The sequence below is a fragment of the Rhizobium sp. LCM 4573 genome (assembly GCF_001854865.1).
GTDB lineage: Bacteria > Pseudomonadota > Alphaproteobacteria > Rhizobiales > Rhizobiaceae > Neorhizobium.
On record NZ_MDDW01000013.1, the window covers coordinates 1 to 12,647 of the forward strand.

A 12,647-nucleotide genomic window follows, 5' to 3' on the forward strand; every position below is an offset into this window, starting at 1 on the left:
AGCGAATAGCGAATAGCGAATAGCGAATAGCGAATAGCGAATAGGATTTCCTCAGGAAGCAGCCCTGTGCAAGCGGCCAAAAGAACTCTATTCGCTGCTCGCTACTCGCTATTCGCCTCTCAAAATCAYGCCACAGCAGTCGCCAGCCGCTCTCCCGCCATCCGATAGGAGATCGCTTCCGCAAGATGGATGCGGCCGACCGTATCCTTTCCGTCGAGGWCCRCCAGCGTGCGCGCCACCTTCAGCACACGATGATAGCCGCGCGCGGAGAATTTCAGCTTTTCGGCCGCATCGCGCAGCAATTGCAAGCCGCTCGGATCTGGCTCAGCGATCCTCTCGATCAACGCGGTGGAACAACGGGCATTGGTGGAAACCTGCGGCGCACCGGCCCAGACGAAGCGTTCGCGCTGCCGCTCCCGTGCCGCAGCCACGCGCCTTGCTACATCGGCGCTCGCCTCGGCCGGTGCGGGCCGGATGAGATCCGCCGCGGAGACGGCCGGCACATCGATGCGGATATCGATGCGGTCCATGAGCGGTCCCGAAATGCGGGCCTGATAATCCGACATGCATTTCGGCCCACGGGCGCAAGTGTGGCCCGGCTCGCCCGCCATGCCGCATCGGCAGGGGTTCATCGCCGCCACCAGTTGGATGCTTGCGGGATAGGAAACGCGGTGATTGGCCCTGGCGATCACGCATTCGCCTGTTTCCAGCGGCTGGCGCAGCGCATCCAGCGCCTGCGGCGAAAACTCGGGAAACTCGTCCAGGAAGAGAACGCCATGATGCGCGAGCGACGCCTCGCCCGGCTTAGCGCGCAGGCCGCCGCCCACCAGCGCCGCCATGGTGGCCGAATGATGCGGCGTGCGGTAGGGCCGGCGGTCGGACAGCTTGCCGCCCGAAAGCTGGCCCGCGATCGAATGTATCATCGAAACTTCGAGCAGTTCGGCAGCCGAAAGCGGCGGCAGGATCGAGGGAAGGCGGGCAGCCAGCATCGACTTGCCGGAGCCGGGAGGACCGACCATCAGCAGGTTGTGCCCGCCGGCAGCCGCGACTTCCAGCGCCCGCTTGGCACTCTCCTGCCCTTTGATATCCGCCAGATCGGGAAGGTTGGCAGGTGCCGCCCGGATCGCCGGTTGCGGGCGTGAAAGCACCTGCGTGCCACGAAAGTGATTGGCGAGCGCAATGAGACTGCGAGGTGCAAGAATATCGATGTCGGAACCAGCCCAGGCAGCTTCCGCACCGCTGTCTGCCGGGCAGATGAGCCCCTTGCCCATAGCGCTCGCGGCAATCGCGGCCGGCAAGGCGCCAGCCACCGGCGCGAGCGTACCGTCGAGGTTCAATTCGCCGATGACCATATAATCGGACAACGCATCCGCCGGAATGGCTCCGAGCACCGCCATCAACCCGAGCGCGATCGGCAGATCGAAATGCGAGCCTTCCTTGGGCAGGTCCGCCGGTGCCAGGTTGACCGTCACTTTCTTCGGCGGCAATGCGAGACCCGAGGCATGAAGCGCGGCCTGCACCCGCTCCCGGCTTTCGGCCACTGCCTTGTCCGGAAGACCAACGATGGGCATCAGCATCTTGCCCGGCCCGACCATGACCTGAACTTCGACGGGAACACCCTCAATTCCCAGAAATGCTACCGTACCAACCCGCGCAACCATGTCCACCCCGCCCCATCAGGCGCGTGGGACGCGCCCTCGACAATGAATTCTACGCATGTCCGGAGCGGCTAGCGGCATACGCTAAACGCCTCGGCGATTGCAATCTTGCATGGAACAAGGAATAAAACAAGAACGTTTATCGAACACCTTCACGCGTCCGATGCAACCTGGTTGCAGGCGGTTGTACTGGTGGAACAAATCGAGATCACCGCCCAAGCTCAGGCACGTTTTTCTTCAATCGCGTCCCACAAAAGGCTTGCGACGTCGGCGCCGCCAAACTTCTTCACTTCACGGATACCGGTAGGTGAGGTCACGTTGATTTCCGTCATGTAATCGCCGATGACGTCGATGCCCACGAAAAGGAAGCCCCGCTCACGCAGCGCCGGGCYGATGCGGGCGCAGATTTCCTTCTCGCGCGGGGTGATCTCGGTCGCCTCGGCGCGGCCGCCGACATGCATGTTGGAGCGGCTGTCATGCTCGGCCGGAACGCGGTTGATGGCGCCCACCGGCTCGCCGTTGACCAGCAGGATGCGCTTGTCACCCTTGCGAACAGCCGGCAGATAGGCCTGCGCGATATAGGGTTCGCCGCGATACATCTGGYCGAACATCTCGAGCAGCGAAGTAAAGTTGCGGTCGTCGCGGGCCGAGTGGAAGACGCCGGCGCCGCCATTGCCRTAAAGCGGCTTCAGGATGATATCGCCCATCTCTTCCCGGAAACGGGCGATCTCGGCGGGATCGCGGGAAATCAGCGTTGCCGGCATGAGATCGGCGAACTCGGTGACGAAGATCTTCTCAGGCGAATTGCGAACCCAGGCGGGATCGTTGACCACCAGCGTCTTCGGGTGGATGCGCTCCAGGAGGTGCGTGGAGGTGATATAGCCCATGTCGAAGGGCGGGTCCTGACGCAGATGGACGACATCCATGGTAGAGAGATCGATGCGCTCCTTCTCGCCCAGGGTGAAATGATCACCCTTGATATCGCGCACCTGCAGCGGCTCCACGGCGGCAAAGATCCTGCCGTCGCGCATGGTCAGCCGGTCGGGCGTATAGTGGAAAAGCTCGAAGCCTCGCGCCTGCGCTTCCAGCGCCATTGCAAAGGTGGAATCCCCGGCAATGTTGATGCCGGACACATGATCCATCTGGAATGCGACTTTGCGGATTTTCGCCATGACTGAGCCCCTCGGGAAATGCCCGCCTGATGTAGGACGGCGGGCTTTCAAAGGCAACCGCTCAAGCGTCAGCCGGCAAGACCGATTGCCTGCTTCGGGCGCAGCATGTTGCGCAGGCGATAAAGGAAGGCCAGCGGCGCAGGGAAAGGCTTGCGTAGGAAGGCGATCTTCTTGACGTAGCTGTCGATGCGCCAGGTGGCCCAGGTGCCGCCCTTGAAATAGGCGACATCGCCGGCGCGCAGCGTGCGCTCCGTGCCGTCCTCGGCCGTCACATGCACCTCGCCTTCGAGGATCACGACGGTCTCGTCCCAGCCGAAGAACCAGCGGAAGGTGCCGGCGGTGCAATCCCAAACACCGGTCGCGGCACATTCGTCTTCCGCTTTCGAGTGGGATGCCGCGCGCGCCTGCGGATCGCCGGCCAGGACCCAACTCGGTTCGATCGGCAACGGCTGCATGTCCAGCGAATGCGGACATGCCCCGACAAAGGGCTTTGCGGCCGGGTTCTCCGGCACATAGGACTTGTAGCGGATTGCAGCGGCCGCCGCCGTAGCCGCCCAGATTTGCCAAGCCATTTCCTTCCCCCTTGTCGATAGTCAGACGGGGAGAGGATAGAGTTCAAGCGTAAGCGGCCGGTTCAAGCCGTTGCTGCAATTTTAACGATTGCCGATTCTACCCGTCCATCGATGGATCAGACGACCGGCTGCGCGATCGAAACCGATGCCGCAGCGGCCGGAGCAGCCGACGCGATGCGCTTGCCCGTTTCCGGCGCGAAGAAATGCAGCCGGCGCGGATCGATCGCAAGGCGCATCTCGGGGGCAAGTTCGGTCTCCGCCGGCACGGCTGCGGTCAGCGTCTGATCCCCCACAGTGCCGTGGATCAGGCGCTGAGAGCCGAGTTCCTCGACGTAATCGAGCCGGAAGGGCATTGCCTCTTCCTCCACGCGGGCAAGGCGCAGGTCCTCCGCGCGCACCCCGACCGTGACCGGGCCGGAGACCGGTGCGAAACCGTTGAGGCCAAGGATCGCCGGTCCGATCGCCAGCCGGTCGCCATGCAATTCGCCCTGCATGAGGTTCATGGCCGGCGAGCCGATGAAACTTGCGACGAAGGTGGAGGCCGGCGCATGGTAGACCTCGAGCGGCGCACCGATCTGCTCGACCCTGCCGCCGTTCAGCACGACCAGACGGTCGGCAAGCGTCATGGCTTCGAGCTGGTCATGCGTGACATAGATGGAGGTGGTACCCAGCCGGCGCTGCAAGCGCTTGATCTCGCCGCGCATGGAAACGCGCAGCTTTGCATCCAGATTGGACAGAGGCTCGTCGAAGAGGAAGGCGGCCGGCTTGCGCACGATCGCACGCCCCATGGCGACGCGCTGGCGTTGACCGCCGGAAAGCTGTTTCGGGCGACGGTCGAGGTATTGGGTGATCTCCAGCATACGGGCGGCCTCGGCCACGCGGGCCTCGATCTCCGCCTTCGGCGTGCCACGGTTTTTAAGGCCATAGGCGAGATTGTTATAGACCGTCATATGCGGATAGAGGGCATAGTTCTGGAATACCATGGCGATATCCCGATCGGCCGGTTCCGTCTCGTTCACCACGCGGCTGCCGATCTTCACCTCGCCCTGCGATATCGTCTCCAGACCTGCGACCATGCGCAGGAGCGTGGACTTGCCGCAGCCGGACGGCCCGACCAGCACGATGAATTCGCCGTCGGCAATCTGAAGCTGAACGTCGGATACCGCCGTAACACCGCCAGCATAGACCTTGTGAACGTTGTTGATGTCGATCGCTGCCATTGGCTTCTCCTTTATTTATCGCTCTCGGTCAGGCCCTTGATGAACCACCTCTGGAAAATCACCACGATCAGCAGCGGCGGCACCATGGCGAGCACCGCGAGCGCGAAAGCTTCGTTGTAATCCGGGATTTGCGAGCCGATCCAAACCTGCAGGATCGATTTGATGCCGCGCATCAGGGTGAAGAACCTCTCATCCGTCGTCATCAGCATGGGCCAGAGATATTGGTTCCAGCCGTAAACGAACATGATGATGAAGATCGCGGCGATCATCGTGCGCGACAGCGGCACCAGAATATCGAAGAAGAACTTGAACGGGCCCGCCCCGTCCATTCGCGCCGCTTCGAGAAGTTCCTCCGGCACCGACTTGAAGAACTGCCGGAAATAGAAGGTACCGGTGGCGGACGCCAGGAGAGGCACGATGAGCCCCGTATAGGAGTTGAGCAGGCCAAGGTTCGACATGACCTGATAGGAGGGCATGATGCGAACTTCCAGCGGCAGAAGCAGCGTCGTGAAGATCACCCAGAAGGCGAGCGTCGCCATCGGAAACCTGAAATAGACGATGGCATAGGCAGCCATCATCGAAAGAACGATCTTGCCGACCGCAAAGCCGATGCCGAGGATCAGCGAGTTCATCACCATCCGCGCGCCGGTGATTTCGCCGGTAAACCCGCCTTTCTGCGTCAGCACCTTTTCATAGGTCTCGAAGAAATGACCACCCGGAGTAATCGCGATGCCGTTGCTGTGGATGTCGGCCGCTGTGTGCGTCGACGTCATGAAGGCGACGATGACTGGGAGAAACAGGAAGAGCGAGCCGAGGATGAGGACAAGATGATCCGACAGGTTCGTGCGGTGCATGAGCGTTCCCTCAGGTGTAGTGGATACGCCGCTCGATCAAGCGGAACTGGATGACGGTCAGCACGAACACCACGATCATCAGGATGACGGACTGGGCCGARGAACCGCCAATATCGTTGCCGCGGAAGCCGTCGTTATAGACCTTGTAGACGAGCGTGATCGGATTGTTCGCCGGCTTGTCCTTCACCATCACGTCGATCAGCCCGAACGTGTCGAACAGGGAATAGGTGACATTGATGATCAGCAGGAAGAAGGCCGTCGGCGCAAGCAGCGGCAGGACCACCGTCCAGAAGCGCCGGAAACCCGAACGACAATCGATGGTCGCAGCCTCGCGCACCGACATCGGAACATTCTGCAGCCCCGACAGGAAGAAGATGAAATTATAGGGCACCTGCTTCCACACAGCGACGACGATCATCGCAAAGGCGGTATCGAAATAGCTCAATCCCACACGCATGTTCCAGCCGAACCAGGATGCCATCTCCACGAAGGGCCCGATATGCTGATCGAAGAGCATCATCCCGATAAGGCCCGCGACCGGCGCGGCGATGGCGTAGACGGAAATCAGCAGGGTCTTGTATGCGGAACTGCCGCGGATGACCTTGTCGGCCTTGACCGCGAGCAGAAGGCCGATCGAAAGTGAAAACAGCGTGACCAGAGCGGTGAAGATCGCCGTGAAGAGGGCGATCGACTGATATTCCGGGCTGAACACGGCATCAGCGTAGTTGTTCAGGCCCACGAAGGTGGAACCGAAGCCGAAGGGGTCCTCAAGATAGAAGGAGGACTGAATGGCCTGGACCGAGGGCCAATAGAAAAAGACGAAAATGACCGCGAGCTGCGGGAAGAGAAACAGGTAGGGCAACACGGGAGAGGAAAACTGTACGCGCTTCATCTCCGTCGCAGCTTCGCGCGCCCGCGCATTGCGAACCCTGCGGCCTCCGCCCAACCAGGGAAGACGGCCGGCACCCGGTGGTGACGTCGTATAGGTCACGGCAACTTTCCCCTCTTCATCATAGCGGAAGTCCGCTCACCGGCGGGCGAGCGGACTTCGCTGTCAATCTTCAATTAACCGGCGGTCTTGGCGAAGCGGTTGAGGAGGTCGTTGCCTTCCTTCTCGATCGTTTCGAAAGCCTGCTTCACCGTGGTCTCGCCCGCAAAGATCTTGTTGTACTCGCGCTCCATGATCGAGCGGATCTGCGGGTAGAAGCCCAGACGATAGCCCTTGGACCATTCACCGGAAGGAAGCATGAGCTGCTTGATGCCGACTTCGGCAACCGGCTGCTTCTCGTAATAGCCTTCCTTCTTGGCCAACTCGTAAGCCGCCTGGGTAATGGCGACGTAGCCGGTGGCCTGGTGATAGAACTTCTGGATTTCYGGCGACGTGAGGAACTGGAAGAAATCCGCTACGCACTTGTTCTCCGCTTCCGGCTTGCCGGCCATCGCGAAGAGGGCCGCGCCACCGATGAAGGTGTTCGTACCGGCGCCCTTCACATCCGCCCAGTAAGGCAGGAAATCGGCCGAGAACGGCATGGTGGCGGTCTTCTGCAAGCCACCGAAAGAACCCGATGAGCCGATCCACAGCGCAACCTTGCCTTCTTCGAAGGGCTTCTGATTGTCGGCCCATCCTGCGCCGTAAAAACCGTAATAGCCGGCGTCGGCCCATTCCTTGAGCTTTTCGAACATCTTGATGAGATGCTCGTCCGTCAGGTTCATCTTGGTATCGACAACGCTGTCGTAACCATTGTTGTTGGTCGCGAACTGGATGTTATGGCGCGAGAAGAAGTTCTCGGTGAACTGCCATGTGAGCTGCGATGCCGTCAGTGCGATATAGCCGGCTTCCTTGAGCTTCGGAGCCGCGGCTTCGAATTCTTCCCAGGTTTTCGGAACAGCGACGCCTGCCTTTTCGAAAGCCTGCGTGTTGACGTACATGATCGGCGCCGAAGAATTGAACGGCATGCCGACGAACTTGCCGGTGGGATCGGCATAGAAATAGCGGACACCTTCGATGAAGGCGTTGCGATCGAACTTGTAGCCGGCCTCGTTGATCAGATCCTCGGCAGGGACGGTTGCGCCCTTGGCATTGATGATGGTTGCGGCGCCGGCGTCAAAAACCTGCAGAATGTTCKGCTGCTCGCCGGAGCGGAAGGCGGCGATGCCGCCGGCGAGCGCTTCCTCGTAGGTGCCTTTCGAGATCGGCGTCAGGTTGCAAGCCGTCTGCGAGGCATTGAACTTCTGGGAAACCTCGTTGATGACCTCGCCATTGCGGCCACCCATGCCGTGCCACCAGGTAATTTCAGTCGCCGCAAGCGTGTGCGATGCGGACAGCGCGACCGCGGTCGCGGCCATGGAAAATTTCCGGAACATGTTTCGACCCTCTCCAGCGTTTAATGGATGAGAGCCGCAATAGAGCGCTCATGTGACGCCATCGTCACAGTTTCATGTCGGATTGATTACAAAAAAGACGATGCTGTGCACAGCCGTGCAAAAAGCATTGCAAACRGCCTAGAACGCGTTGGGAAAATGCCGCGGCAGCCGGCCCGGCAGAACGGCCACGATATCGTAACGTTGCGACAGGCGGGCGGCGTCGGCCCGCCTTGCGAGCCATAGATCACTCGCGGCTCGGATGCGCCTCTGCGCGGCATACCCCACAGCGTCGATCGCCTCCTGCTCGACCCGGCGCGCCTTCACCTCGACAAAGACGGCGAGATCACCCTTCCTGGCGATGATATCGATCTCTCCGAGCCTGGTTCGGTAGCGGATCGCAAGGATGCGGTAGCCCTTCGCGAACAGGAAAAGGGCTGCGAGATATTCCGAGAAATGCCCCCGGCGCACGGCCTTCCTGCGCTTCAGGCCCCAGTCATCCTGCGCCATCTTCGCCCTTCAGGCCGAGGAGCCGCTGGTAAAGGTCCTTGCGGGAAAGTCCGGTGAGCCGAGCGGCTTCCGCGGCCGCCTTGGCGGTGGGCATCGACGCGGCGAGCTCCCGCAAGAGCACATCGACCTCGACGGCGCCGGGCACGTCATCAATCTCCGGCGGCGCTACGAGAAGCACGATTTCGCCCTTAACAACCCGATCCTCACCATAATAGGCAGCGAGTTCGCCGAGCGTGCCGCGCCTGAACTCCTCGAAGGTCTTCGTCAGCTCCCGGCAGACGGCAGCGTGGCGGTTTGGGCCAAGTACATCGGCGGCGGTCGCGAGGCTCGCGCCGATGCGATGGGGCGACTCAAAGAATATGAGGGTGGCCGGCACCCTGGAAAGCTCGGCCAGGCGATCGCGACGGCCCTTGTCCTTGACCGGCAGGAACCCTGCAAACAGAAAGGCATCGGAGGGCATGCCGGAGCCGACGAGTGCAGCAAGCGGCGCCGACGCTCCGGGGATCGGCATCACCCGGTGCCCGGCCTCGATCGCCATCTGCCCCAGCCTGTATCCGGGATCGGAGACCAGCGGGGTGCCAGCATCGGAGACGAGCGCCACGGATTTCCCCTCCCCCAGCGCTGCAATGAGACGTGGCCCGGCCTCATCGGCATTGTGCTCGTGATAGGAGAAGGGCCGGTTGACGATGCCGTAACGGTCAAGCAGCACGCGGGTGACGCGGGTATCCTCGCAGGCGAGCACATCCGCCCCCGCCAGCGTCTCGAGTGCCCGCAGCGTGATATCGCCGAGGTTGCCTATCGGCGTGGCGACGAGATAGAGCGCGGGCTCCAGCGGGCGCGCCTGCACGAAAGTGTTTGCGACGCGATAGCCGCGCGCAGCGGTCTTTTGTTCGTTCGTCACGGGATTTTACGAAAAACGAGGATGCTCATGGCCCTTTATGGGCAAGGCCGCGCCCTTCGGCAAGTAAAGCAAGCCCATGTTTTCTGTGTGCAGTGCGCGCGCGAATGGGAAAATGCCGCATGGCAGCTTCGTTCTCCTCTTGCATTCCCATGAAAATCTCTGCCATTTTGCCCGTCCACATCCTCCAGCCACCTTCCGGTGGCAGAATATCAGGGGTCCGGTCCACGCCGGATCGCCACGGTCGAAAGCGATAGCGTCCATGCGTATTACTCTTGAGYGGTCAAACCTTCTAAAGTCGCTGAATCATGTGCACAGGGTCGTCGAGCGGCGGAACACGATCCCGATCCTCTCCAACGTGCTGCTGCGCGCTTCCGGCGCGAACCTGGACCTGAAGGCGACCGACCTCGATCTCGAAATCACCGAAGCGGCTCCGGCCATGGTGGAGCAGGCAGGCGCGACGACCGTGCCGGCGCATCTCCTCTACGAAATCGTCCGCAAGCTGCCCGACGGCTCGGAAGTGCTGCTGGCCACCAATCCCGACGGCGGCTCGATGACCGTGCAATCCGGCCGCTCGAAGTTCTCGCTGCAGTGCCTGCCGGAATCGGATTTCCCGGACCTCACGGCCGGAAGTTTCACGCATACCTTCAAGCTGAAGGCGACAGATCTGAAGATGCTGATCGACCGCACGCAGTTTGCGATCTCCACGGAAGAGACCCGCTATTATCTGAACGGCATCTTCTTCCATACGATCGAAGCCGGCGGGGACCTTAAGCTTCGCGCCGTGGCAACCGACGGACACCGTCTGGCGCGCGCCGACGTGGAGGCGCCCTCGGGTTCGGAAGGCATGCCGGGCATCATCATTCCGCGCAAGACGGTGGGCGAGCTCCAGAAGCTCGTGGACGATCCGGAAGCCCTGGTCACCGTGGAGGTCTCCGACGCCAAGATCCGCCTGACGATCGGCAGCATCGTGATGACCTCCAAACTGATCGACGGCACTTTCCCGGATTATCAGCGGGTCATTCCGACCGGCAACGACAAGGAAATGCGCGTCGATTGCCAGAGCTTCACCAAGGCGGTGGACCGCGTCTCGACCATTTCGTCCGAGCGCGGGCGCGCGGTGAAGCTGTCGCTTTCCGAAGGCCAGCTCATGCTGACGGTCAACAATCCCGATTCCGGCAGCGCGACGGAAGAGGTCGCCGTCGGCTACGAGCACGACCCCATGGAAATCGGCTTCAACGCCAAATACCTGCTCGACATCACAGCCCAGCTTTCCGGCGAGGACGCGATCTTCATGCTGGCCGATGCCGGTTCGCCGACGCTGGTGCGCGATACGGCCGGAGACGACGCCCTCTACGTGTTGATGCCGATGCGCGTTTGATCCACGAAAGCGGCGATCTCGAATTCGCCGCTTTTTTTGCCGCATTTTCCCGAAGCGACATTTTATCTTGCTTTTGCGCCATGAGGTTCCAGATAGGACCTTGGCTGAACCGGATGGGAGAGGATGATGGAACTGCGCCTGAAAGAGCGGCTCGRCCGCAAGTTCGATGAGGAAATCCGTTTCTTCAAGGGCTGGATGGATGGCCCGAAGCGGGTGGGCGCGATCCTGCCGACTTCCTCCGTGACCGCAAGGCGCATGGCGAGCGTGATCGGCACATCCTCCGGCCTTCCGGTTCTGGAGCTGGGTCCCGGCACCGGCATCATCACCAAGGCGATACTGGAACGCGGGGTACAGCCCGAGAACCTGGTCTCGATCGAATTTTCGACGGACTTCTATCAGCATCTGGTGAAGACGTTTCCCGGCGCGAACTTCATCAACGGCGATGCCTTTGATCTGGAACGCACGCTCGGGGAGTGGAAGGACAAGACGTTCGATAGCGTGATCTCCGCCATACCGCTGCTCAGCTTCCCGATGGAAAAGCGCATCGCGCTTCTGGAAGACCTGCTCGGACGGATGCCGGCCGGCCGGCCGGTGGTGCAGATCACCTACGGCCCCGTCTCGCCGATCGTCGCGCGGCCCGACCGCTACCAGATCAAGCATTTCGATTTCGTCGTCCGCAACATCCCGCCGGCGCAGCTCTGGATATACAGCCGCGGCTGACATCCCATGTACGGGCTCTACATCACCCATCCGCAGGTGCGCATCGACCCGGACGTGCCGGTGCCGGACTGGGGCCTTTCCGAGATAGGCCGCGCCCGCGCTGAACAAGCGGCGCAATCGGCCTGGGCGAAAGGGCTCGGGCGGATCGTTTCGAGCGGCGAGACCAAGGCGATCGAGACGGCGCAGGTGCTGGCGGCTGCAGCCGGCATTTCCTTCGAGATCGCTGAAGACAGCCACGAAAACGACCGTTCCGCCACCGGTTTCCTGCCGCCGCCTCAGTTCGAGGAGGCCGCCGATTGGTTCTTCGCTCATCCAGACGAAAGTTTCAAAGGCTGGGAGACGGCGGCCGACGCGCAGGCGCGCATCGTCTCTGCTGTCACGCGTATTCTCGATGCGCACGACCGTAACGTGCCGATCGCCTTCGTCGGCCATGGCGGCGTAGGCACCCTGCTCAAATGCCATCTCGCGGGGCAGCCGATCTCCCGAAACCGGGACCAACCCGGSGGCGGCGGAAATCTCTTCTGCTTCACCCTTGCGGACAGGGCATTATCGTGCGACTGGACGCCGATGGAAGTCTGGAAGGGATTCGAACATGGACGCACGTGACCGTCTTATCGTTGGCCTCGACATTCCCACTGTTTCCGAAGCGAGAGCGATTATCGAGACGCTCGGCGAAGAGATCTCATTTTACAAGATCGGCTATCAGCTCGTTTTCGCCGGGGGCCTGGAACTCGCCCGCGACCTCGTCGCGGACGGCAAAAAGGTCTTCCTCGACATGAAGCTGCTCGACATCGACAATACGGTGGCGAAAGGCGTCGAGAATATCGTCAAGATGGGCGTCTCCATGCTCACGCTGCACGCCTATCCGAAAGCGATGCGAGCCGCGGTCGAGGCCGCCAGAGGTTCCGATCTCTGCCTGCTCGGCGTGACGGTTCTGACGTCCATGGACGAAGCTGACCTGATTGACGCCGGCTATGAATACGACCCGCATACGCTGGTGCTGCGCCGCGCCGAACAGGCACGTGCCGCCGGCATGGGCGGCATCGTCTGCTCGGCGGAGGAATCCTCCGCAGTCCGCAAGATCGTCGGTCCCGACATGGCCGTGGTGACGCCCGGCATCCGCCCCGCAGGTTCCGATGCCGGCGACCAGAAGCGGGTGGTGACGCCTGCGGATGCGATCCGCGCCGGCTCCAGCCATCTCGTCGTCGCCCGCCCGATCATCAAGGCGCAGGACCCGAAGGCGGCCGCGCGAGCGATCCTTGCCGAGATGCAGGGCGCACTTTAGGCTCAATCGCCCAACC

At 61.7% G+C, this 12,647-nt stretch carries 14 protein-coding genes; 4 read left to right on the plus strand and 10 right to left on the minus strand.

Features of this window, described 5'->3' with window-relative positions; genetic code table 11:
• Nucleotides 1-125: 125 nt before the first annotated feature.
• The 10 genes from LCM4573_RS16460 to LCM4573_RS28115 form a co-directional block, all read right to left on the minus strand.
• The gene (locus LCM4573_RS16460) at nucleotides 126-1,661 is read right to left on the minus strand and encodes a YifB family Mg chelatase-like AAA ATPase (protein WP_071007476.1); all 1,536 of its coding nucleotides are present in this window, start codon (nucleotides 1,659-1,661) and stop codon (nucleotides 126-128) included.
• A gap of 218 nt (nucleotides 1,662-1,879) precedes the next feature.
• Nucleotides 1,880-2,830 carry a glutathione synthase gene (gene gshB, locus LCM4573_RS16465; RefSeq protein ID WP_071007477.1) on the minus strand — a complete coding sequence of 317 codons (951 nt, stop codon included), beginning with the start codon at nucleotides 2,828-2,830 and terminating at the stop codon, nucleotides 1,880-1,882.
• A gap of 68 nt (nucleotides 2,831-2,898) precedes the next feature.
• A complete protein-coding gene (locus tag LCM4573_RS16470; protein ID WP_071007478.1) occupies nucleotides 2,899-3,402 on the minus strand; it encodes a cupin domain-containing protein in 504 nt (167 codons plus the stop codon).
• A 116-nt stretch (nucleotides 3,403-3,518) separates the two neighbouring features.
• Nucleotides 3,519-4,622 (minus strand): sn-glycerol-3-phosphate import ATP-binding protein UgpC, encoded by a 1,104-nt coding sequence (locus LCM4573_RS16475; RefSeq protein WP_071007479.1) that lies wholly within the window; start codon nucleotides 4,620-4,622, stop codon nucleotides 3,519-3,521.
• Between the two features lie 11 nt (nucleotides 4,623-4,633).
• The gene (gene ugpE, locus LCM4573_RS16480) at nucleotides 4,634-5,476 is read right to left on the minus strand and encodes a sn-glycerol-3-phosphate ABC transporter permease UgpE (RefSeq protein ID WP_071007480.1); all 843 of its coding nucleotides are present in this window, start codon (nucleotides 5,474-5,476) and stop codon (nucleotides 4,634-4,636) included.
• Between the two features lie 10 nt (nucleotides 5,477-5,486).
• Nucleotides 5,487-6,368, minus strand: coding sequence for a carbohydrate ABC transporter permease (locus LCM4573_RS16485; RefSeq protein ID WP_071007631.1), 882 nt, complete (start codon nucleotides 6,366-6,368; stop codon nucleotides 5,487-5,489).
• 173 nt (nucleotides 6,369-6,541) lie between these two features.
• Nucleotides 6,542-7,840, minus strand: a complete 1,299-nt coding sequence (locus tag LCM4573_RS16490) for an extracellular solute-binding protein (RefSeq protein WP_071007481.1) — start codon at nucleotides 7,838-7,840, stop codon at nucleotides 6,542-6,544.
• Nucleotides 7,841-7,978: 138 nt separating this feature from the next.
• Nucleotides 7,979-8,347 carry a YraN family protein gene (locus LCM4573_RS16495; RefSeq protein ID WP_071007482.1) on the minus strand — a complete coding sequence of 123 codons (369 nt, stop codon included), beginning with the start codon at nucleotides 8,345-8,347 and terminating at the stop codon, nucleotides 7,979-7,981.
• Nucleotides 8,334-9,248: a 16S rRNA (cytidine(1402)-2'-O)-methyltransferase gene (gene rsmI, locus LCM4573_RS16500; RefSeq protein WP_071007483.1), complete on the minus strand. Its 915-nt coding sequence runs from the start codon at nucleotides 9,246-9,248 to the stop codon at nucleotides 8,334-8,336. Before rsmI ends, LCM4573_RS16495 begins: the two co-directional genes overlap by 14 nt.
• Nucleotides 9,249-9,273: 25 nt before the next feature.
• The gene (locus LCM4573_RS28115; protein ID WP_157895517.1) at nucleotides 9,274-9,414 is read right to left on the minus strand and encodes a hypothetical protein; all 141 of its coding nucleotides are present in this window, start codon (nucleotides 9,412-9,414) and stop codon (nucleotides 9,274-9,276) included.
• 93 nt (nucleotides 9,415-9,507) lie between these two features.
• Here LCM4573_RS28115 and dnaN point away from each other — a divergent pair, with 93 nt between their 5' ends.
• The 4 genes from dnaN to pyrF all read left to right on the plus strand — a co-directional run bounded on the left by dnaN (nucleotide 9,508) and on the right by pyrF (nucleotide 12,631).
• Nucleotides 9,508-10,626 (plus strand): DNA polymerase III subunit beta, encoded by a 1,119-nt coding sequence (dnaN, locus tag LCM4573_RS16505; protein WP_071007484.1) that lies wholly within the window; start codon nucleotides 9,508-9,510, stop codon nucleotides 10,624-10,626.
• Nucleotides 10,627-10,752: 126 nt separating this feature from the next.
• Nucleotides 10,753-11,346: a phospholipid N-methyltransferase PmtA gene (gene pmtA, locus LCM4573_RS16510; RefSeq protein ID WP_071007485.1), complete on the plus strand. Its 594-nt coding sequence runs from the start codon at nucleotides 10,753-10,755 to the stop codon at nucleotides 11,344-11,346.
• Nucleotides 11,347-11,352: 6 nt separating this feature from the next.
• Nucleotides 11,353-11,952, plus strand: coding sequence for a histidine phosphatase family protein (locus tag LCM4573_RS16515; protein ID WP_071007486.1), 600 nt, complete (start codon nucleotides 11,353-11,355; stop codon nucleotides 11,950-11,952).
• Nucleotides 11,939-12,631: an orotidine-5'-phosphate decarboxylase gene (pyrF, locus tag LCM4573_RS16520; RefSeq protein WP_071007487.1), complete on the plus strand. Its 693-nt coding sequence runs from the start codon at nucleotides 11,939-11,941 to the stop codon at nucleotides 12,629-12,631. The genes LCM4573_RS16515 and pyrF overlap by 14 nt, the downstream gene beginning before the upstream one ends.
• The last annotated feature ends 16 nt before the right edge of the window (nucleotides 12,632-12,647 follow it).